The 20,725-nt window shown below is 54.2% G+C and carries 13 protein-coding genes; 5 read left to right on the plus strand and 8 right to left on the minus strand.

Features of this window, described 5'->3' with window-relative positions; all coding sequences use genetic code 11:
- Positions 1-126: 126 nt before the first annotated feature.
- Genes baeR through OGY10_RS03225 form a run of 6 tightly spaced genes read right to left on the minus strand, consistent with a single transcriptional unit; the run spans position 127 to position 11,108 of the window.
- On the minus strand, positions 127-849 hold the full coding sequence (baeR, locus tag OGY10_RS03200; protein WP_191227025.1) for an envelope stress response regulator BaeR: 723 nt from the start codon (positions 847-849) through the stop codon (positions 127-129).
- On the minus strand, positions 846-2,249 hold the full coding sequence (gene baeS / locus OGY10_RS03205; RefSeq protein ID WP_267456709.1) for an envelope stress sensor histidine kinase BaeS: 1,404 nt from the start codon (positions 2,247-2,249) through the stop codon (positions 846-848). The genes baeR and baeS overlap by 4 nt, the downstream gene beginning before the upstream one ends.
- Positions 2,249-3,661, minus strand: coding sequence for an MFS transporter (locus tag OGY10_RS03210; protein ID WP_003834276.1), 1,413 nt, complete (start codon positions 3,659-3,661; stop codon positions 2,249-2,251). The genes baeS and OGY10_RS03210 overlap by 1 nt, the downstream gene beginning before the upstream one ends.
- Positions 3,658-6,738, minus strand: coding sequence for a multidrug efflux RND transporter permease subunit MdtC (gene mdtC, locus OGY10_RS03215; protein WP_286576229.1), 3,081 nt, complete (start codon positions 6,736-6,738; stop codon positions 3,658-3,660). The genes OGY10_RS03210 and mdtC overlap by 4 nt, the downstream gene beginning before the upstream one ends.
- Positions 6,739-9,861, minus strand: a complete 3,123-nt coding sequence (locus tag OGY10_RS03220) for an MdtB/MuxB family multidrug efflux RND transporter permease subunit (protein ID WP_286576231.1) — start codon at positions 9,859-9,861, stop codon at positions 6,739-6,741.
- Positions 9,861-11,108, minus strand: coding sequence for an MdtA/MuxA family multidrug efflux RND transporter periplasmic adaptor subunit (locus tag OGY10_RS03225; protein WP_032943941.1), 1,248 nt, complete (start codon positions 11,106-11,108; stop codon positions 9,861-9,863). The genes OGY10_RS03220 and OGY10_RS03225 overlap by 1 nt, the downstream gene beginning before the upstream one ends.
- 279 nt (positions 11,109-11,387) lie before the next feature.
- On the opposite strand from OGY10_RS03225, the gene OGY10_RS03230 reads away from it, so the two are divergent.
- Positions 11,388-11,447: a type I toxin-antitoxin system Ibs family toxin gene (locus tag OGY10_RS03230; protein WP_106672390.1), complete on the plus strand. Its 60-nt coding sequence runs from the start codon at positions 11,388-11,390 to the stop codon at positions 11,445-11,447.
- A gap of 99 nt (positions 11,448-11,546) precedes the next feature.
- On the opposite strand, the gene yegD is transcribed toward OGY10_RS03230, so the two are convergent.
- Positions 11,547-12,899: a molecular chaperone gene (gene yegD, locus OGY10_RS03235; protein WP_032943940.1), complete on the minus strand. Its 1,353-nt coding sequence runs from the start codon at positions 12,897-12,899 to the stop codon at positions 11,547-11,549.
- A 136-nt stretch (positions 12,900-13,035) separates the two neighbouring features.
- On the opposite strand from yegD, the gene alkA reads away from it, so the two are divergent.
- Positions 13,036-13,905 carry a DNA-3-methyladenine glycosylase 2 gene (alkA, locus tag OGY10_RS03240; RefSeq protein ID WP_267442119.1) on the plus strand — a complete coding sequence of 290 codons (870 nt, stop codon included), beginning with the start codon at positions 13,036-13,038 and terminating at the stop codon, positions 13,903-13,905.
- On the opposite strand, the gene OGY10_RS03245 is transcribed toward alkA, so the two are convergent.
- Positions 13,873-17,202 (minus strand): diguanylate cyclase, encoded by a 3,330-nt coding sequence (locus OGY10_RS03245; protein WP_286576235.1) that lies wholly within the window; start codon positions 17,200-17,202, stop codon positions 13,873-13,875. The genes alkA and OGY10_RS03245 overlap by 33 nt on opposite strands.
- A gap of 315 nt (positions 17,203-17,517) precedes the next feature.
- Here OGY10_RS03245 and udk point away from each other — a divergent pair, with 315 nt between their 5' ends.
- From udk to asmA, 3 genes are all read left to right on the plus strand, one after another.
- The gene (gene udk / locus OGY10_RS03250) at positions 17,518-18,159 is read left to right on the plus strand and encodes a uridine kinase (RefSeq protein ID WP_003036776.1); all 642 of its coding nucleotides are present in this window, start codon (positions 17,518-17,520) and stop codon (positions 18,157-18,159) included.
- A gap of 91 nt (positions 18,160-18,250) precedes the next feature.
- Positions 18,251-18,832: a dCTP deaminase gene (dcd, locus tag OGY10_RS03255; RefSeq protein WP_003834269.1), complete on the plus strand. Its 582-nt coding sequence runs from the start codon at positions 18,251-18,253 to the stop codon at positions 18,830-18,832.
- A gap of 26 nt (positions 18,833-18,858) precedes the next feature.
- Positions 18,859-20,712: an outer membrane assembly protein AsmA gene (gene asmA / locus OGY10_RS03260; RefSeq protein WP_100272151.1), complete on the plus strand. Its 1,854-nt coding sequence runs from the start codon at positions 18,859-18,861 to the stop codon at positions 20,710-20,712.
- Positions 20,713-20,725 lie beyond the last annotated feature (13 nt).

Below are 20,725 nucleotides of genomic sequence, written 5' to 3' on the forward strand. Positions count from 1 at the left end.
TTGATTAAAAGTTTTATATCAAACAGTTATTGACGACAGTATTGTCAGAAAGAGTATGAGCGATATTTGGAGAGTTGCTAGTTACCAGGGCCCACGGAGCAACGGAGCCCTGAAGGGCAGGAGAGTTTAAGCAATTCGGCAGGCGTCGGCTTCCCAGCGATACCCCACGCCATAAACCGCGCGGATAAACGACTGCTCGGCATCCAGCGACTCTAGCTTGCGTCGCAGGTTCTTAATATGGCTGTCGATGGTGCGGTCGGTAACGACGCGGTAATCGTCATAGAGATGATTGAGCAACTGTTCACGGGAGAACACTTTTCCCGGCTCATGTGACAACGTTTTAAGTAAGCGGAATTCGGCGGGCGTTAAATCGAGCATCTTCCCACGCCAGGAGGCCTGAAAACGGCCTTCATCGACGATAAGCGGGCTGTCTGCATCCATTTGTTGTAGTTCGCGCTGCGGTTTGCAGCGGCGTAGAATTGTTTTCACGCGAGCAACGACTTCGCGCGGGCTGTAAGGTTTACAAATATAATCATCAGCACCGATCTCCAACCCCAGCAGGCGATCAATCTCTTCGATTTTAGCGGTTACCATCATGATGGGGACTTCTGAGAAGCGGCGGATTTCCCGACACAGAGTCAGACCGTCGGTACCGGGCAGCATCAGATCCAACAAGATCAGATCGGGCGGCGTTTGGTGCACGTAAGGCAGAACCAGATCGCCGTGGTTGAGCAGCGTAGGGGCATAGCTCGCTGCCCGCAGGTAGTCGATCAGCAGTTGCCCCAGCTTAGGCTCATCTTCCACGATCAGAATACGCGGTGTGTTTTCATCAATGGGTAACTCAGTCATACATCTCTCTGTAAATCGCGTTCCAGCGGTAACTCTACTGTAATGCTAACCCCACCAAAAGGCGAATGGGCGGCACGAATCAGACCATTATGCGCTTGTACTATATTGACGCAAATCGCCAGCCCTAACCCGGAACCTCCGCTGGCGCGGTTGCGCGAGCCTTCGGTGCGATAAAATCGTTCAAACAGCTTCTGTAACTGCTCGTCACTTACGCCGGGAGCGGAATCTGCGAAGGTTAATAACACCATGCGTTCGCGTTGTTCGGCGCTGATATGCAACCCGCCACCGTTATCGGTGTAGCGCAGACTGTTTTCCAGCAGGTTGTTGAACAGCTGCATCAGACGATCCCTGTCACCAAATACCGTCATGCTGTCGGGGAGCGAAAGCTGTATGGTCAAGCCACGGCTGGCGAAGCGTTCACGAAATGCGCCGCTTGCCACTTCCAATAGGGGGATGAGGTCCAGCGATATTTTCTGGTAGGCCAGCGCGCCTTCATCTGACATGGAGAGCTGATGAAGGTCGTCAACCAGTTTGGTGAGCGTACCCACTTCAGCCTGCAACGAGGCAACGGAGTCAGGGGTAAACTGGCGTACACCATCCTGAATGGCCTCCAGCTCACCGCGCAACACCGCCAATGGCGTACGCAATTCGTGAGAAATATCGGCCATAAAGTCACGACGCATCTGCTGGTTTTTTTCCAACGTACTGGCGAGCTGGTTGAAGTCCTGCGCCAGCTTGCCCAGCTCATCCGTACTGGTTGGCGTAACGCGAGTGGTGAAATCGCCCGCTGCCAGTTTGTGCGTGCCTTCCACCAACCGCTTAACCGGGGCCAGCAGGCTGCGCGCCAGCGTAAACGTCGCCAGCGCGGCCAGGATCGTGGAGAGCGCAACGATAAGCCAGCTGGATCGTCGTTGCTGCATGTCGAAATTGATATCCGTATTCCGCGTTAAGCGTTCCACAGGAGAGGCAATCACGGCGCCCACTTCGCTACCGTTAACGCGTATGGGATGGCGCATGCCGTCGCGAGGAACTGGGCCGCGCGGGCCGACAAGAACACGGGCGTTTTGGTCGACAACCCAAAACTGTGTACGCCAGCCGTGCGGTGGCATGCCTGGACCCGGTTTATCATCGTCGTTGTCGTGTTCAAAAGAGCGCAGGATCTGGAAAACAAAACGATCGTTATTGCGTAAGAATCGCCAGTTGCCGTGCTGCTCGTACTGCTCGCTTAATGCGTCGCTGAGCATTTGCAGCCGCTGCTCGTTGCCGTGCTTGATATAGTCAATAAAACCACGTTCGAAGCTAATGCGTACGGCCCAGTGCATGCTGATCAGCAACACAATGCAGGTGGCGAAAATCGCCAGAAACAGTTTGCCGGTGATACCGGGCCGCCAGAACTTCATCAGGTGCTCCTTTTGCGCCGTGAAATCACCGCGTTGGTTTGCGTGTCGTTCGGCACGCGGGCAAAAATAATGGCGGGCAGCGCAATAATGAAGGCGATGCACAGCCAGGTATACATAAAGACGGTATGCGTACTTCCGCTGTCGATGGCGATATGCTGTTGGCCGAACATGCCCAGCAGCAGGCCTGCGATGGTCACACCAATACTCATCGATAGCTGCATGATCATCGACAGCAGGCTGTTACCGCTGCTGGCCAGATCGTCAGGCAGATCTTTTAACGTAAGTGTGTTCATGGATGAAAAACGCGTTGAGTTGACCATTCCCTGTAAAAACAGCACGAAGGGCAGGGCGTAATACCAGCCCAGCAGTGCCGTGGTCATTAGCAACAGACTGACCAGCGACAGGCCAAGCGTAGTGGTAATCAGTACACGACGGTAACCAAAGCGGTTAACGACCTGCACCACAATGCGCTTCATGCCCATACTGCCCAGCACCATCGGGATCATCATCAGCCCGGCATGAAAAGGTGAAAAACCGAGGCCAATCTGTAAAAACACCGGTGTCATAAACGGCAACATGCCGCTGCCGATGCGTCCGGCAAAACTGCCGAACAGACCTAGCGAGAAGGTTGGTGTGCGAAACAGATTCAGGCTGAATAGCGCACGCGGATTACGATGGGCGTGTTTCAGATACAGCGCAATAGCCAATACCCCGCAGATAACCAGCGCCGCCAGCGTGATACTGGAGAGGCCGGTTCCTTTGCTGCCATCGAGCGCCAGCGTCAGTACCGCCATGCCGACCGCCAGCATCGCGAACCCTGAGAGGTCGAAACGTCGGGTTTGCATGGTGTAGTTGGGCATCAGCATTAACGTCGCTATCGCGCCGACAATGCCTACCGGAATGTTAATCAAAAATATCCAGTGCCAGGAGGCGTATTCAACCAGAATTCCGCCTAATGCCGGGCCCAGCAGCGGGCCGATTTGACCGGGTAAAGTGACAAACGTCATTGCCGCCATATATTGCTCACGCGGGACGATTTTCATCACCGTTAGCCTGCCGACCGGCACCATCATCGCGCCGCCAACGCCTTGTAAGACGCGCGCCATCACCAGTTCGTTGAGTGTGCTCGACCCGGCGCAAAACAGCGAGCCAAGCGTAAACAGGATGATGGCGGTGAAGAAGATATTACGCACGCCAACTTTGTCCGCCAGCCATCCGCTGGCGGGCAGCATCACGGCAACAGTTAAAACATATGACACAATGACCATATGCATGTGTAACGGGCTTTCCCCGAGGCTTGCCGCCATCGAGGGAAGCGCGGTGTTAACGATGGTGGTATCCAGCGACTGCATAAAAAAGCCAAATGCCACAATCCAAAGTTGCCAGCGGGTGCTGTCGGGAAGTTCTGTCATAACTCTGCTACCGGTTTGCTGTTTTTACGCGAAAAACGCAGACGCAGACGGTCGAAAAAGAGATAGACCACGGGCGTGGTGTACAGCGTCAGGAGCTGGCTCACGACCAGCCCACCGACAATGGTTATCCCCAAAGGCTGACGCAGTTCAGAGCCATCGCCTGCGGATAACACCAACGGCAACGCGCCAAACAACGCCGCCAGCGTGGTCATCATTATTGGGCGAAAGCGCAACAAGCAGGCCTGGAAAATAGCTTCTTCCGGCTGTAGCTTGCCGTTTCTCTGCGCTTCCAGCGCAAAATCGACCATCATGATGGCGTTTTTCTTCACAATGCCAATTAATAGCATGATCCCTATCAGGGCGATTAGGCTGAATGGGGCATTGAACAGCTCCAGCGCTAACAACGCCCCGACGCCAGCCGAAGGTAGCGTGGAGAGAATGGTCAGCGGATGGACATAGCTTTCATACAGCATACCCAGCACGATATAAACCGTGGCGATGGCGGCGATAATCAGGATCACCTGCGAATTCATGGTGTCCTGAAATACCTGTGCGGTACCGGCAAAGCTACCGCGAACCGTGGAAGGGACGCCTAGCTGGGTCATGGTTCTGTTGATGGCCTCTGTCGCTTCTGACAGTGAAGAACCTGTCGGCAGGTTAAACGACACGGTTGAGGCGGCAGACAAACCCTGATGGTTCACAGACAGCGGCGCATTCGCCGGCTGCCATTTAGCAAAGTACGATAACGGGATCGCTTTACCGTCATTGTTGATGACGAACATTTTGTCCAGTGCGCTGATGTCCTGGGTGTAACGTCGATCGACCTCCATCACCACTTTGTACTGGTTCATCGGCTGATAGATGGTAGAGATCTGTCGTTGTCCGAAAGCATTATTCAACAGGCTGTTGGCGGCTGCCACGTCGATCCCCAGACGAGACATGGTGTCGCGATCGTAAATCAGATTCATCTCCGCGCCATTGTCCTGCTGATCGGAGTTAACGTCTGCCAGTTGGGGCAGGGCGGCAAGCGCCTTACGGATTTTCGGTTCCCACTCACGCAGCGCCGCGAGATCGTCGGACAGCAATGTGTATTGATAGCTGGCGTTGGCCTGGCGTCCACCAACGCGAATATCTTGCACCGCCATTAAAAACAGATTCGCACCTGGCTCTTTTGAAAGCGCGACGCGCAGGCGGTCGATCACTTGCTGAGCCGTTTCATGGCGCTCATCACGTGGCTTGAGGGTAATAAACATCATCCCGCTGTTGACCCGCGAACCACCGGTAAAACCGGTGACGTTATTTACCGCCGGGTCGTCGCGGATGATCTTCATAAAGTCCTGCAGTTTGCCGCGCATCGCCTGAAATGAGATGCTCTGGTCGGCCTGGATCCCACCCATCAATACGCCGGTATCCTGCTCCGGGAAGAAGGTTTTGGGGATGGAAATATAAAGCCAGATATTCAGCGCGATGGTACCAAGTAACACCACGCCTACCAGCCGCGTATGGCGTAGCACCCATTTAAGCGAGGTGCCGTAACTCTGTTGCAGCGCCACTAGCACACGACCAAAACCCCGTTTGCGAGACTGTTCGCGCGGGGTGCTGGATTTGAGCATCCAGCCGCACATCATTGGCGTTAATGTCAGCGACACCAGCAGCGAGATACCGATAGCAACCGACAGCGTGACGGCAAATTCGCGTAGCAAGCGCCCAGGCAATCCGCCCATTAACAGCAGTGGCAGGAACACCGCCACCAGCGACAGACTCATGGAGAGCACGGTGAATCCCACTTCGCGCGTACCCTGTAACGCCGCCTGGAGCGGCTTCATTCCTGCTTCCAGGTGGCGGGCAATATTTTCCAGCACCACGATGGCGTCATCGACGACAAATCCCGTGGCAATGGTTAACGCCATCAACGACAGGTTGTTCAGGCTGAATCCACACAGATACATGGCGGCAAAGGTACCGATCAGCGAGACCGGAACCGCTACCGCGGGGATCAGCGTCGCACGCCCGGAGCGCAGGAAAATAAAGACCACCAGGATAACCAGCGCCACGGAGATAATCAGCGTCTGTTCGACTTCTTCCAGCGAGGCGCGAATAGTCGGCGAGCGGTCCTGGGCGATTTGCAGATCGATAGCGGCCGGGACCAGCGTTTGTAGCTCCGGCAATTTGGCGCGAATGCTGTCTACCGTCTGAATAATATTGGCTTCCGGTAGCTTGCGGATCATCAGCAGAATGGCCGGTTTGGCATTGGTCATCCCCGCGTTGCGTACGTCCTGCACCGAGTCGGTTACAGACGCAATGTCGCCCAGTCGCACCGCCGCGCCGTTATTGTAGTGGATGATAATCGGCTGGTATTCGGCGGCGGTTTTCAGCTCATCGTTGGTTTGTACCTGCCAACGGTGGGTATCATTCTCGATAGCGCCCTGCGGCTTACGTACATTGGCGTTGTCAATTGCGCTACGCACGTCGTCCAGCGACACGCCCTGGTTAAACAGCGCCTGCGGATTAAGCCCTACACGCACCGCAGGCAGTGAGCTGCCTCCAACGTCCACGTCGCCCACGCCGTCGATCTGTGCGATGGTCTGCGCCAGTTGTGTTGATGCGAAATCGTACAATTCACCTTGCGAGTACGTGTCCGACGTCAGCGTCAGGATCATGATTGGCGCATCGGAAGGGTTGGCTTTGCGATACGTTGGTCGGCTCGGCATCCCGCTGGGTAGCAGACTTTGCGCGGCGTTAATTGCGGCCTGAACGTCCCGCGCCGCGCCATTGATGTCACGGTCGAATTTGAATTCGAGAATAATACGCGTACTGCCAAGTGAACTGCTTGATGTCATTTCGTTCACGCCCGCAATGCGCCCCAGCGAGCGCTCCAGCGGAGTTGCGACCGAGGACGCCATCGTTTCGGGTGAGGCACCCGGTAACGATGCGCTGACCATGATCACCGGAAAATCCACCTGCGGTAGCGGAGCGACCGGCAGCAGACGAAATCCGAGTATGCCGCACAGGGTGATGGCTACCGAAATGAGAATGGTCGCCACCGGACGATGAATGAAAAGCGCGAAAAATTTCATTTACGCTTCCTCTTCCTGACGCGGGAAGCGGCTTTTCACGTACAACGAGAGACGGTCAAACAGCAGATAAATCACCGGAGTGGTAAACAGGGTTAATACCTGACTCACCAGCAGCCCACCGACCATGCCAATACCTAATGGACGACGTAACTCTGCGCCCACGCCGGTACTCAACATCAGCGGCAACGCGCCGAGCAGTGCCGCCAGTGTAGTCATCAGGATCGGGCGAAAACGCAGCAGACAAGCCTGGAAAATGGCATCGCGTGGTGACATTCCCTGTTCGCGCTCCGCGGCAAGGGCAAAGTCGATCATCATGATGGCGTTTTTCTTGACGATACCGATGAGCAAAATAATGCCGATAATCGCGATGACGTCCAGTTCGCTCCCGGCAATCATTAACGCCAGAAGCGCCCCGACGCCCGCCGTCGGCAGCGTGGAGAGAATAGTAATTGGGTGAATAAAGCTCTCATACAGCACGCCGAGGACGATATACATCGCGACAACCGCAGCCACAATCAACCAGATGGTATTTCCCAGCGCGGCCTGGAAAGCGAGCGTACTGCCCTGGAACTGGGTGGTAATATTGGCGGGCAGGTTAAGCGTTTTTTCGGCATCCAGAATCGCCTGTACCGCATCACCCAGCGACCACTCGTCTGGCACGTTGAACGAGATGGTGGTGACCGGGAACTGATCGAGGTGGTTAATCGACAGCGGGGCAAAACGCTGATCAACACTGGCGATCGCGCTGAGCGGTACCATGCCGCCGTCGCTACTGGTCAGACGAATTGTATCCAGTGCCGCAAGCCCTGGCGTATTGTTGGTGTCATGTTCTAACACCACGCGATACTGATTTGCCTGGGTGTAGATGGTTGAAATCAGTCGCTGGCCGAAGGCGTTGTACAGGGCGTTGTCGACATCTGACATGCTGATGCCCAAACGGCTGGCGCTGTCGCGATTGACGTTCACATACGCTACCAGCCCTTTGTCCTGCCAGTCGCTACTGACATCGGACAGTTGCGGTAGCTGATTTAGTTTTGCTATCAGCTGTGGAACCCAGGTGCTGAGGGCATCAAGGGATGTCGCTTGCAGCGTGAACTGATATTGCGTCCGGCTGACCTGAGTATCAATCGTCAGGTCCTGAGTGGGCTGAAGATAAAGGTCAACGCCGGGAACTCTGTCAACCGCATCCTGTAGGCGCGCAATCACTTTCTGCACCCGATCGTCACGTTCATCCAGCGGCTTAAGGTTGATTTGTAAGCGCGCGCTGTTCAATGCCGTATTAGTGCCGTCCACACCGACAAAAGCGGTCAGGCTTTCTACCGCCGGATCTTTCAGAATGACATCTGAAACCTGACGCTGGCGCTGGGCCATGCTGGCAAATGAGCTGGACTGCGGTGCCTGTAGCGTGCCCTGGATAATGCCGTTATCCTGGATAGGAAAGAAGCCTTTGGGGATAAAGACCCATAGCATAACGCTCAGCGCCAGCGTGCCGAGCGCAACGCTCAGCGTGAGCCACGGATGGTTGAGCACTTTCGCCAGCCAGTGGCCGTACCCGGCAATAACGCGATCAAACATGCGCTCTGAGGCACGGGAGAAGCGGTTTTGCTTACGCAATGAGGCCTGATTCAGCATACGCGCGCACATCATCGGCGTAAGAGTGAGCGAGACAACGGCGGAAATCAGAATCGCTATGGCCAGCGTCACAGCGAACTCCCGGAATAATCGACCTACGATATCACCCATAAATAGCAGCGGGATCAGTACGGCGATCAGTGAAAATGTCAGAGAGATGATGGTAAAACCAATCTCGCCCGCGCCCTTCAGGGCAGCAGTCAGCGGTTTTTCGCCTTTTTCGATATAGCGTGAAATATTCTCGATAACCACGATAGCGTCATCCACCACAAAGCCTGTCGCGATGGTTAGCGCCATGAGGGTCAGGTTGTTGATGGAGAAATCAAGAAATACCATCACCGCGAAAGTACCGATTAACGATAACGGTACGGCGACTGCAGGAATAATAGTTGCCGGAATATTGCGCAAAAACAGGTAGATAATCATGACTACCAGCGCAATCGCCAGCATCAATTCAAATTGGGTATCCGCTACGGACGCACGAATATTGGTTGTACGATCGGAAAGTACGCTGACCTTAACCGATTTGGGCAGGCTCTCGGTGAGCTGCGGTAGCATCTGGCGGATACTGTCTGCCGTGGAGATGATGTTTGCGCCAGGTTGGCGCTGAACATTCATTACTATAGCTTGTTGCTTATTGGCCCATGCGCCCAGCCAGCTGTTTTCGGCCCCTTGCTCAACGGTGGCGACATCGCCCAGACGAACCGGTGCCCCGTTTTTATAGGCAACAATGAGCTGACGATATTCATCCGCGGACTGCATCTGGTCGTTGGCTGAAAGGGTAACGGCACGCGTTGGACCATCAAGACTCCCTTTTGCCGAATTGACGTTGGCACCGGTAATGGCCGTACGGATGGTTTCGCTGGTCAGACCGAGTGCGGCAATGGCCTGAGCGTTAAGCTTCACGCGGACCGCCGGACGTTGCCCACCGGAAAGTGTTACCAGGCCCACGCCGGATACCTGAGAGATTTTCTGCGCGACGCGGGTTTCGACCATATCTTCCACCTGCGTCATCGGCATGGCGCTGGATGTGACCGCCAGCGTCATGATCGGCGGATCTGCCGGGTTTACCTTGCTGTAGACCGGAGGGTTAGGGAGATCGCTGGGTAATAAATTGGTGGCGGCGTTAATCGCGGCCTGAACTTCCTGCTCGGCAACATCCAACGGGAGCGTCAGTTGAAACTGTAACGTAACGACCGATGCGCCACCGGAGCTTTGTGATGACATCTGTTTTAAGCCAGACATCTGTCCAAACTGACGTTCAAGCGGTGCGGTGACCGCCGAGGTCATGACGTCCGGGCTGGCGCCAGGGTAGAGCGTAACGACCTGAATCGTGGGGTAATCCACTTCAGGTAAGGCGGCGATTGGCAGGAAGCGATAACCGATAATACCGGCAAGCAAAATCGCGACCATCAGCAGCGTGGTGGCGACGGGGCGCAGAATAAACAGGCGCGATGGTCCGCCTGTGTTGTCCGGAGGTAACACCTGCATCAGGAGTTAGCTCCTTTTTTGCCGTATCCGCGTGGCGCTGTTTTCTCGTCCTGAACAGAGGCGTCGTGCGCCTCAACGACTTCGACTTTTGCGCCTTCCGTCAGACGATCAATACCGTCGGTCACGACCCGATCGCCCGCAGACAGCCCGGCAGTAACCACCACTTTTTGGCTATCCTGAACTCCCGGTTTAACCAGGTGTTTGCTCACTTTATTGTCGCTATTCAGTACCCAGACAAAGTGGCCTTCGTTACCCATTTGCAGGGCGGCAGTTGGGATCACAACGGCATTTTGTTGTGTGTCGACCAGCATGCGGGCGTTAACGAACTGGTTAGGGAATAAAGCATCATCCTGATTGTTAAAACGAGCCTTTACTTTGATTGTTCCGGTGGTGGCATCAATCTGATTGTCGAGACTGAGCAGGACGCCTTCGCTCAGCTTTTGCGAATTGGTTCGGTCCCAGGCTTCGACCTTCAGCTGGCTCCCCGATTTTTGTGCCTGCAATACGGTAGCAATGTCGTTTTCAGGCAACGTAAATATCAGGTCGATGGGATGCGTTTGCGTAATGACGACGATTCCGGTGGTATCGCCGTTGGAAATTTGGTTACCGACATCGACCTGTTTCAGGCCGACACGACCATCGACAGGCGCGGTTATCCGGCTCCAGTCGAGCTGCAACTGAGCGCTGGCGACACTGGCTTCATCCGCTTTGATTGTGCCTAACGTCTCGTTGACCAGCGCCTGCTGGGCATCCAGCTCCTGGCGGGAGACCAGATTGGTTTTAACCAACTGTTGATAGCGGGCAAGATCGCGACGGGCATTCGCCAGCGTGGCTTTATCTTTTGCCAGTTGTCCCTGCGCCTGAGCCAGAGCAACTTTGAACTGGCTGGGATCTATCTCTGCCAGCAGGTCGCCGGCTTTTACTTGTTGTCCTTCCTCAAAGTGTAAGGCGATGAGTTGACCATCCACCCGACTACGCACCGTGGCGGTATTTGCGGCAGTAACGGTCCCCAGCCCTGTCAGATAGCGTGGCACGGCTTCCTCGGTGGCGGTGGCAGCCTGCACGGGAGCCAACGGTCCGGAGCGCATTCCACGCCGTCCTGACCCCGCCGTGTGCTGCGCGGGTTTGGTCGCGCCCGGTGCGGTTCCCTGGGATGCGCTGCGGCTTTGCCAGAACCAGATGGCGGCGACGGCGGCCACGACGATCACGATTGCTATCACCCAGCGGGATTTATTACTGCCTTTCATTGTTATGAGTTTCTCATCCTGAAACGATTCGCGGAATGATACTAGTTTAGCCAGCGAACAAGGGAGAAAAATGGAGGAATTATGAAACACTGTCGGGATTCGTCTGAATGGTGACGCGGCTTTGCGAGGCGTTACGCAACAATCGGTGGTGAAGATAGCGAATACTCAATTGTGCGATAGAGTGCTGACAAGGCAAAAAGGAGGAAAGCCAGAGATTTCAGCGGGACGCTGGAACGGGAAAGCCCCTCCCGAGGAAGGGGCCAAAATAAGGAAAGGGTTATGATGAAGTACGTCATCATACTGGTGATACTCTTAGTCATTAGCTTACCGGCTTACTAAGACACCAGGGGGAGGGGAAACCTTCCCTAACCCTCACTCCTGAAAATAAGCCACAGCAAGGATGATGTCAATACGCACACTTTTCAGCATGCGAGCGGCTTAGCGGAAAACAACGTCAGCCCAGCGGGCCAGTCCGGCGGTGACAGAACCGAAGTCATCGCCACCCGCGATAGGGATCCCGGGAAGCTGCTGGGCGAGGGCTTTTTTAATCAGCGGCGAACGCGCGCTGCCGCCGGTCAGATAAATCACGTCCGGTTTTTCCTGTGCGTTGTCCAGCGCCAGCTGGACCTGCTCGAGAATACGCGCCAGGGGCTGATTGAGCGCAGCTTCCAGTCCGTGTTGATTGATATCGGTTGCCAGCGTGTCGCTGATAAACGGTATCGCCGCCGTTACAATAGTCTGGTCGGAAAGTGCGATTTTGCTCTCTTCTGCACTGCGCACCAGGCGATAGCTCAGACGCTCGCGCCAGACTTTAAGCAGCAGAGCGACTTTATCGGCTTCTCTCGCGTCGCGGACAAGATCGTTGAGCAGTCGACCGTTGGCGCTGCTATAGAAATCACTTTGCGCGGGAACGTCGTTGATTGCGACCGCGTTCCACCACGGGAGAATCGGTAAGGCGATACCTTTTTCTGTCTCACCGCCCATACCCAGCAGTGGCATCAGGTGTTTAAACGCCAGCGCGATATCCAGATCGTTCCCGCCTACGCGGCAGCCACTGTGTCCCAGCAGGCTGTTTTCGCGATCGGCACGCTGATGCCATTGCGGCCCCATCAGCAGCAGTGAACAGTCGGTCGTACCCCCGCCGATATCCACCACCAACACGCGTTTTTCTTCCTGCAGCGTCGCTTCGTAATCCAGTCCCGCCGCTACCGGCTCGTACTGGAAGACGACATCCTGAAAACCGGCGCGTTTGGCCGCACGTTCAAGAATACCCTGCGCCTGGGTGTTGGCGTCATCGCCACCTAATCCCTGGAAGTTGATGGGCCGACCAATCACGGCCTGAGTGATAGCTTCCGGCAGCTGGCTTTGCGCCTGGTTGCGAATGTGCAGCATCATTGCACAGACCAGATCTTCAAACAGCGCAACCTGCTGCGGCTTCAGACCGCTGGCACCCAAAAATGATTTTGGCGATTTAACGAAGTACACCTCTTCCGGGTCTTCAATATACTGACCCAGCGATGCCAGACCGAACTGCACGCTGTTGGCGTTAACGTCGATGTCTTCTTCGCGGTTGTAGCGCATCGCACGGCGAAGCAGCGCCTGCGTTTCATCGTCCGTAGTTGGGATGTCGTGATGGCGATACAGCCACTCGCTAACCGCTTCGCGCGTTGGTGCGCACAACATTGAGGGTAGCAACGTGCTGTTATTTTCCATTTTGAGCAGGTGAGGCTGCCCATCACGCATAACGGCCACTGAACAGTTTGCCGTACCGTAGTCAAAACCAATAAACACCGTAAAAATCCCCATGCCAGTGAAGAAGGGGCGTGACTTTAACGAATAGTTGACGCCCCGACAACTGGAATATGAAAGCAAGGCGTACTGATTGAATACCGTTTATGCTGTAGGTTTGCGTAAAAAGGAAAACTGAATGTTCACGCTGAGCTGGCAACCGCCTTATGACTGGCCCTGGATGCTGGGGTTTCTTGCCGCCCGTGCGGTTGAAGGTGTCGAAACCGTAGAGGAACTGAGCTATGTCAGAAGCCTGTCCGTAGGGGAGCATCGTGGTCTGGTGCGCGTTGTCCCGGATCTGCACGCCAACGTGCTACACGTGACGTTGAGCACAGGGTTACAGCCGGTAGCTTCCGAGTGCCTGGCAAAAATAACGCGCTTGTTCGATCTTGGCTGTTGCCCGCAGCAAATTATCGCCGCGCTGGGTAGCCTCGGTGCGGCGCGTCCGGGACTGCGCCTGCCGGGATGTGTCGATGCGTTTGAGCAAGGGGTGCGGGCGATTTTAGGGCAGTTAGTCAGCGTATTGATGGCCGCGAAACTGACGGCGAAAGTGGCGCACGCTTACGGGGAAGCGCTGGAGGATGTGCCCGAGTATGTGTGTTTTCCTACGCCGGAAGCGCTTGCCAATGCCGATCCGCTGCACCTGAAAGCGTTAGGAATGCCACTCAAACGCGCTGAAGCGTTGATCCACCTGGCTCATGCAACCCTTGAAGGAACGCTCGCGACAACAGCCCCTGCCGATATCGAACAAGGCGTTAAGCAGCTACAAACGTTTCCCGGGATAGGGCGCTGGACCGCCAACTATTTCGCGCTACGTGGTTGGCAGGCGAAAGATGTTTTTCTGCCGGATGACTATCTGATTAAGCAGCGTTTTCCCGGCATGACACCGGCCCAGATCCGACGGTATGCAGAGCGCTGGAAACCCTGGCGCTCCTATGCGCTGTTGCATATCTGGTATACGGATGGCTGGCAGCCGTCAGTTGATGGCGAAATTACTGGTATTCAGTAACAGATCCAGCGGTTGGGCGTCGGCAATAATATCGCCATAAATCATATCAACACCGATGCCAGAAAGCGTATCCATTATAAGTGGCAACTGCACCGGCCCGGCGATAGTTTTTATGTCCAGACGCTGGGCATGACCCTGGATAATGGACACCCACATTTCGTCGATCAGGTTGCCGGGAGCGCTGGCACTTAGCTCGCTGTCGAGCAACAGGTAATCGACAATGCGATATTTCAGGTTGTCAAAGAGCTCTAAATCGCGACCAACCTGACTTAATACAATTCGACAACCGTACTGACGCAGTCGATGCAGGGCGGATATAGCCTGCGTTGGGTTGGTTTTGAAGACGCTTGCCGGAACGGTCAGATGCAGCAATCGCGGCGGTAGTGGACTGCGTTGCAAGTGCTCCAGCAGCTCATCGATAAGTTCTGTGTTGAGCAGGCCGACGGCGGAAAGGGGCAGGGCAATACTGAGGCCCTTACTGGCTACTGCTTGGGCAGAGTTCTGGAAGAACTCGCTAAATACCCGACGGTCAAGTGCCTTGCTTAACGCGGGATCGACCAGCCCGGCGCGGAAGGCTTGCTCCTCAATGACTTCACCCTCAGCGGTGCCTAAGCGAAGCGAAATAATCCAGAAGCTAAACGTCTCCGGTATACGCGGGGAAGCCACACCTCTGGCGATCATCAGCATTGGGTTGTGCATAATGGTGTGTCTTTGTTCATCCAATGTCAGTTGACTACGCGCGGCATGACCCTGGCTTTGCTGCGGTTCATAAACGCAGACGCGTCCACGCCCACTGTTTTTCGCCGCATAACAGGCAATATCCGCTTGAGACATGACGTCGCTGGCGACATGGTTTTTCTCATCAATGAGCGTAATCCCTGCGCTGGCGCCAATACGGTGTAAGCGGCCTTCCCACATGAAGTGGTAATCATTAATGGCGCTGATGACGCGACCTGAAATAAAGCGAGCGCTTTCGATATTACAATCCGGTAGCAACAGACCAAACTCGTCGCCGCCCAGGCGCGCCAGCATATCGCTGGATCGCAACATGCTGAGCATAAGCGCTGAGAGTTCACGCAGCAGGGCATCGCCTGCGGCATGACCCGCGCTGTCGTTCACTGCTTTAAAACGATCCAAATCGATAAAAACCAACACATGGCGCTGGTGCGTGTCGTGTACCGAATGCAGCAACTGCTTGAGATGGTTTTCGAAGCTGACCCGGTTTGCCAACTGCGTCAGGTCATCATGCGAGGCGCTGTAGCTAAGCTGGCGGAGCATCTTCCGCGACTCGGTAACGTCCTGAATAACCAACACCGAGCCAATGCTGCCGCCGTCGAGGGTGCTGAGGGGCGTGATGCTGTACTGAATGTCATAACTGTTGCCGTTACGACAATGCAGGACCACTTCCTGTTCGATTGCCGTACGCGACATGTCAGCACTGTAGATATTTTCCATCAGCGGACCGTTCTCGCCAAAAGTAATATGTAGTACCGTCAATAGCGGAATGCCGATGGCACTGTCCTGCTGCCAGCCGCTCATTTTCTCAGCAACCGGATTCATAAAGGTCACGTTCATATCGACATCAATACAAATCACCGCTTCGCCGATTGAATCCAGCGTAATGTGCAGGCGCTCTTTTTCCTGAAACAGCGCTTCGTTAAGCTGCTTGACTTCGGTCATATCCATATTGATACCAAGTAAGCGTTCAACTTCACCGTCTTTATTCAGTACCCGGTTGGCCAACGAACGGATATGGCGTATGCCATCTTTTACCGCGATACGAAACTCAAGCTTAAACGGAGCCCGTGCGGCCAGTGAATCACGAATCACATTTTCGGCGTACTCACGATCTTCGGGTACCACGCACTCATACCAGACTTGCCAACTGGGCTTGATATGCGCAGGAACTTCGTAGAGATCGAACATCCGTTTATCCCAGCTGATCACGTCAGGCTGTAGTTCCCATTCCCAAATCCCAATCCCCCCGGCTTCATTGGCGAGGGTAATGCGCTCCATCAACCGTTTGTTAATCCACTCGGTATGCTTCAGGTCGTTAATGTCCTCAACCTGCGCGATAAAATAGAGTGGGGTATTGTCGCTATGACGCACCAACGAAACGGCCAGCAACGCCCAGACGACGTCGCCCGAACGGGTGTAATAGCGTTTTTCCATGGAATAGCTATTAATCTCTCCGCGTGCCAGCATGTTCAGCTGTTCAATGTCGTTATTCAAATCTTCCGGCCAGGTTAATTGCTGGAAGGTCAGTGAACGTAACTCCTCCTGGCTATAGCCCAGAAACTGACACAAGGCTTTATTGGCCTGTAACCATTGCCCCTCGGTACCGACTAACGCCATGCCAATCGCGGAATATTCCATGGCGTTGCGAAAGCGTGACTCGCTTTCTGAAATGTGCTTGCGTTCGGCTCGAAACGCGTACATCACCATGGTCATCATATTAGCTGGCAACAGGATCATCAAAAACGGCAACCAGGGGATGTCCGTCATCATGTTCGGTTTCGGGGTGTAAAGCAGCGAAGGGTCGGCAGCCAGCATCAGCGAAACCATCATCACGGTGCTGAGGAATATTAAAAACGCCTCCATACGCGGCAGACGGACAGCGCTCCACATCAGCAGGACAATAACGCAGGTAAATGGCCATGGAATGTACATCATGGACAGCCAACTGAGCGTTAAGGTCACCAGCAGGGTAATCAGGGTCTCAAGCAATAATCGCGGGTCGCGATGGCGCAACAGGTAATGTGGTTTAAACAGTAAACCTAACGGCACCAACGCCAGTGCGCCAATGGATTCTGACAGTACCCAAATGAGAAAGGTATTTAACGACGTGTCCTTCGGCAGCAACAACCACATCAAAATGCCGCCCAACAGTGGTGGAACAACCGCGCTACAAAATGCCAGGCGCGCCCAGTCATTCAAATTTTGTAAGGGATTGTACCAGGGCAGCAGTTTACGCAATAACATTGCGCCAACAACAGCCTCAATAATGTTAATGACCGTATAGGAGAAATTAAGCGACTGTCCGGGGAAAAAAAGTAAAGAGGCGCCGATGCTACCGAATGAGCAAGCCAGCGCGATCCCAGGCCACATCTTTCCCGCGTGACGGTAAAAAGCCACCATCATGATAGAGGTTGGAAACCACAGAGGGGCAAGCTGTGCGCCGTAACGTGATAGTTCCAGCGAAAACAACGTAAAGATGAAAGCCACCAGACCTAAACTGGCCAGGCGCAGTAGAGGATGGGGTAAGGTAACTAAAACATGTTGGGATTGTTTACTCATTACCACTCTACCCAAATAGCCGTTGTCGCCCAGCAGAGATGCCGGACGCATCACATTTAATCTGGGATTATGCTAGTACAAACAATTTACAATTTATACGCCAGCTGCTCATAAATTAACACTCCCAAGCTATTAATTCCTAAGGCAGGTGAATAAATATAGCGGCTGTTCTAAATCTGACCATTTTAATTTGCGACAGGGACAGCATTGGTGCAGCCTGGGGTGGCATCGCGCCGCTGAAATCCCTATAATTGCCGCGTTTGGCGTTTCGGCGCCGCCCTTCCTTACATCCAGGTTAATCAGGTCGCTAAATTTATGACTGATCAGTCCCATCAGTGCGTCATTATCGGCATTGCCGGCGCATCGGCTTCCGGCAAGAGCCTTATTGCCAGTACTCTTTATCGCGAATTGCGTGAACAAGTCGGTGACGAACATATTGGCGTTATTCCCGAAGACAGCTATTACAAAGATCAAAGCCATCTGTCGATGGAAGAACGCGTAAAAACCAACTACGACCATCCGAACGCGATGGACCACAGCCTGCTGTTTCAACATCTGCAAACGCTGAAACGCGGCTCTGCCATTGAGCTGCCGGTTTATAGCTATGTTGAGCACACGCGTACGCAAGACACTATTCATATCGAACCGAAGAAAGTCATTATCCTGGAAGGCATTTTGCTGCTGACGGATGCGCGTTTGCGCGATGAGATGAACTTTTCTATTTTTGTTGATACGCCGCTGGATATTTGTCTGATGCGCCGTATCAAGCGCGATGTGAATGAACGTGGTCGTTCAATGGATTCGGTGATGGCGCAATACCAGAAAACCGTCCGTCCAATGTTCCTGCAATTTATTGAGCCTTCAAAGCAATACGCCGACATCATTGTGCCGCGCGGGGGTAAAAACCGCATCGCCATCGATATTCTGAAGGCTAAAATCAGTCAGTTCTTTGAATAAGTTCAGCGAATTGTGTACCGTTCAGTGATAACCTGGTTCACCCTTAACGCACCTGGCATTAAGGGTTTGAAGCACGAAAGGAGAAAGTGCCATGCGTTTATGTGACCGAGATATTGAAGCCTGGTTGGATGAAGGTCGCCTGTCGATCACTCCACGCCCTCCTGTCGAGCGAATCAATGGCGCCACGGTAGATGTGCGTCTTGGCAACAAATTCCGTACGTTCCGCGGTCATACGGCGGCGTATATCGATTTGAGCGGACCGAAAGATGAAGTCAGCGCCGCGCTGGATCGCGTGATGAGTGATGAAATCGTCCTCAAGGACGGCGAGGCATTCTTCTTGCATCCGGGTGAGCTTGCGCTGGCAGTAACATTCGAATCCGTGACGCTGCCTTCCGATCTCGTCGGTTGGTTAGATGGCCGTTCATCTCTGGCGCGTCTGGGACTGATGGTACACGTCACCGCACACCGTATCGATCCGGGCTGGTCTGGCTGTATCGTACTGGAGTTTTACAACTCCGGAAAATTACCGCTGGCTCTGCGTCCGGGCATGCCGATTGGCGCGCTAAGTTTCGAACCGCTTTCCGGTCCGGCAGCGCGACCATACAACCGTCGTCAGGATGCGAAGTATCGCGACCAGCAGGGCGCCGTTGCCAGCCGGATCGATAAAGACTGAGTGTTTATCAGTCCATTGGGGATAGCATGAGACGATTTCTGACGACGCTGATGATTCTTCTGGTCGTGCTGGTGGCCGGCTTTTCTGCGTTAGTACTGTTGGTGAATCCGAATGATTTCCGCGCGTATATGGTCAAGCAGGTTGCCGCACGTAGCGGGTATCAGCTGCAGTTGGATGGCCCCCTGCGTTGGCACGTATGGCCGCAACTGAGTATCCTCTCAGGGCGAGTGGTGTTAACGGCTGAAGGTGCCAGCGAACCTCTGGTTCGTGCCGACAATATGCGTCTTGACGTTGCGTTATGGCCGCTGTTGAGCCACCAGCTCAGCGTGAAGCAGGTGATGCTCAAAGGCGCAGTGATTCAACTGACCCCGCAAACTGAGGCGGTACGCGGCAAAGATGCACCTGTTGCCCCAAAAGACAATATGTTGCCCGATCTGGCGGAAGACAAAGGATGGTCGTTTGATATCGCCCGTTTGCGGGTTGCCGACAGTGTTCTGGTATTCCAGCATGAAGACGATGAACAAGTTACTGTTCGTGATATTCGTCTGGAGATGGAACAAGATAGCCAGCACCGCGGCACGTTTGATTTTTCCGGGCGTGTGAACCGCGATCAGCGCGATCTCGCGTTATCCTTTAACGGCACGGTCGATGCCTCCGATTATCCGCACAACTTATCTGCGAATATCGAGCAGTTAAGCTGGCAATTGCAGGGGGCCGATTTGCCGCCCCAGGGGATCAACGGTCAGGGACATCTTCAGACACAATGGCTGGAAGAGAAAAAACAGCTTTCGTTTAGTCAGATAAATTTGACCGCCAATGACTCTTCGTTCTCCGGGCAAGCACACGTATCCTTGTTGGAAAAACCGGAATGGGCCGTCGACCTGAAATTTGGTCAGCTCAATCTGGATAACCTGCTCGTACAACATGACGCAGCGGCGACAGCAAAAGGTGACGTTCAGCAAGGTCAGAGTCAGTCAACGCTGGCGCGCCCCGTCATTGCTTCCCAGGTTGATGCCGTTTCGTATCAGGGACTCAAGGGTTTTTCGGCAGACATCGCTTTGCAGGCTGACAAAGTGCTGTGGCGGAAAATGGCGTTTGAGAATGTTTCGGCAAAAATAGACAACCAGTTCGGCTTACTGAACATTGCGCAGTTGCAGGGAAAAAGTGATGGCGGGCTGATCTCACTGCCCGGCACGCTGGATGCCAGAAAGGGAGAACCGCGAGCGGTCTTTCATCCGCGCCTGGAAGGTGTGGAAATTGGCACTATTTTGAAGGCCTTTGATTACCCCATCGCACTCACCGGCAAGCTGTCGCTGGCGGGAGATTTTTCCGGCTCAGATATTGACGCCCAGGCGTTTCGCCATAGCTGGCAAGGGCAGGCCCATGTCGAAATGAACGATACGCGAATGGAAGGGATGAACTTCCAGCAGATGATTCAACAGGCTGTAGAACGCAGCGGTGGGGATGTTAAATCTCAGCAAAACCTCGATAACGTGACCCGGTTGGATCATTTTGTAACCGATATGAGTCTGGATAACGGTGAGGTGACGCTGGATAACATGGCAGGGGAGTCCGCGATGTTGGCGCTAACCGGCAAAGGAACGTTAGATCTGGTGAAGCAGAATTGCGACACGCTGTTTAACATTCGCGTGCTGGGCGGTTGGGATGGCGAAAGTAAGTTGATTAGTTTCCTGAAGGCCACCCCGGTTCCTCTCAGGGTCTATGGCCAGTGGCAATCACTGAACTACAGCCTGCAAGTTGATCAGCTTTTGCGTAAGCATCTGCAGGATGAAGCAAAACGTCGTCTGAATGACTGGGCAGATCGCAATAAAGATTCCCGCAACGGCAAAGATGTTAAAAAGTTGCTGGATAAGCTCTGATTCATATTGCCGG

The organism is Citrobacter sp. Cpo148 (assembly GCF_030332375.1).
Taxonomy (GTDB): domain Bacteria; phylum Pseudomonadota; class Gammaproteobacteria; order Enterobacterales; family Enterobacteriaceae; genus Citrobacter; species Citrobacter portucalensis.

What these genes read in the sequence shown, in the direction of transcription:
- baeR (WP_191227025.1), bottom strand. Translation starts at nt 849, where the DNA reads ATGACTGAGTTACCCATTGATGAAAACACACCGCGTATTCTGATCGTG.
- udk (WP_003036776.1), top strand. Translation starts at nt 17,518, where the DNA reads ATGACTGATCAGTCCCATCAGTGCGTCATTATCGGCATTGCCGGCGCA.
- mdtC (WP_286576229.1), bottom strand. Translation starts at nt 6,738, where the DNA reads ATGAAATTTTTCGCGCTTTTCATTCATCGTCCGGTGGCGACCATTCTC.
- asmA (WP_100272151.1), top strand. Translation starts at nt 18,859, where the DNA reads ATGAGACGATTTCTGACGACGCTGATGATTCTTCTGGTCGTGCTGGTG.
- OGY10_RS03245 (WP_286576235.1), bottom strand. Translation starts at nt 17,202, where the DNA reads ATGAGTAAACAATCCCAACATGTTTTAGTTACCTTACCCCATCCTCTA.
- alkA (WP_267442119.1), top strand. Translation starts at nt 13,036, where the DNA reads ATGTTCACGCTGAGCTGGCAACCGCCTTATGACTGGCCCTGGATGCTG.
- baeS (WP_267456709.1), bottom strand. Translation starts at nt 2,249, where the DNA reads ATGAAGTTCTGGCGGCCCGGTATCACCGGCAAACTGTTTCTGGCGATT.
- OGY10_RS03225 (WP_032943941.1), bottom strand. Translation starts at nt 11,108, where the DNA reads ATGAAAGGCAGTAATAAATCCCGCTGGGTGATAGCAATCGTGATCGTC.
- OGY10_RS03210 (WP_003834276.1), bottom strand. Translation starts at nt 3,661, where the DNA reads ATGACAGAACTTCCCGACAGCACCCGCTGGCAACTTTGGATTGTGGCA.
- dcd (WP_003834269.1), top strand. Translation starts at nt 18,251, where the DNA reads ATGCGTTTATGTGACCGAGATATTGAAGCCTGGTTGGATGAAGGTCGC.
- OGY10_RS03220 (WP_286576231.1), bottom strand. Translation starts at nt 9,861, where the DNA reads ATGCAGGTGTTACCTCCGGACAACACAGGCGGACCATCGCGCCTGTTT.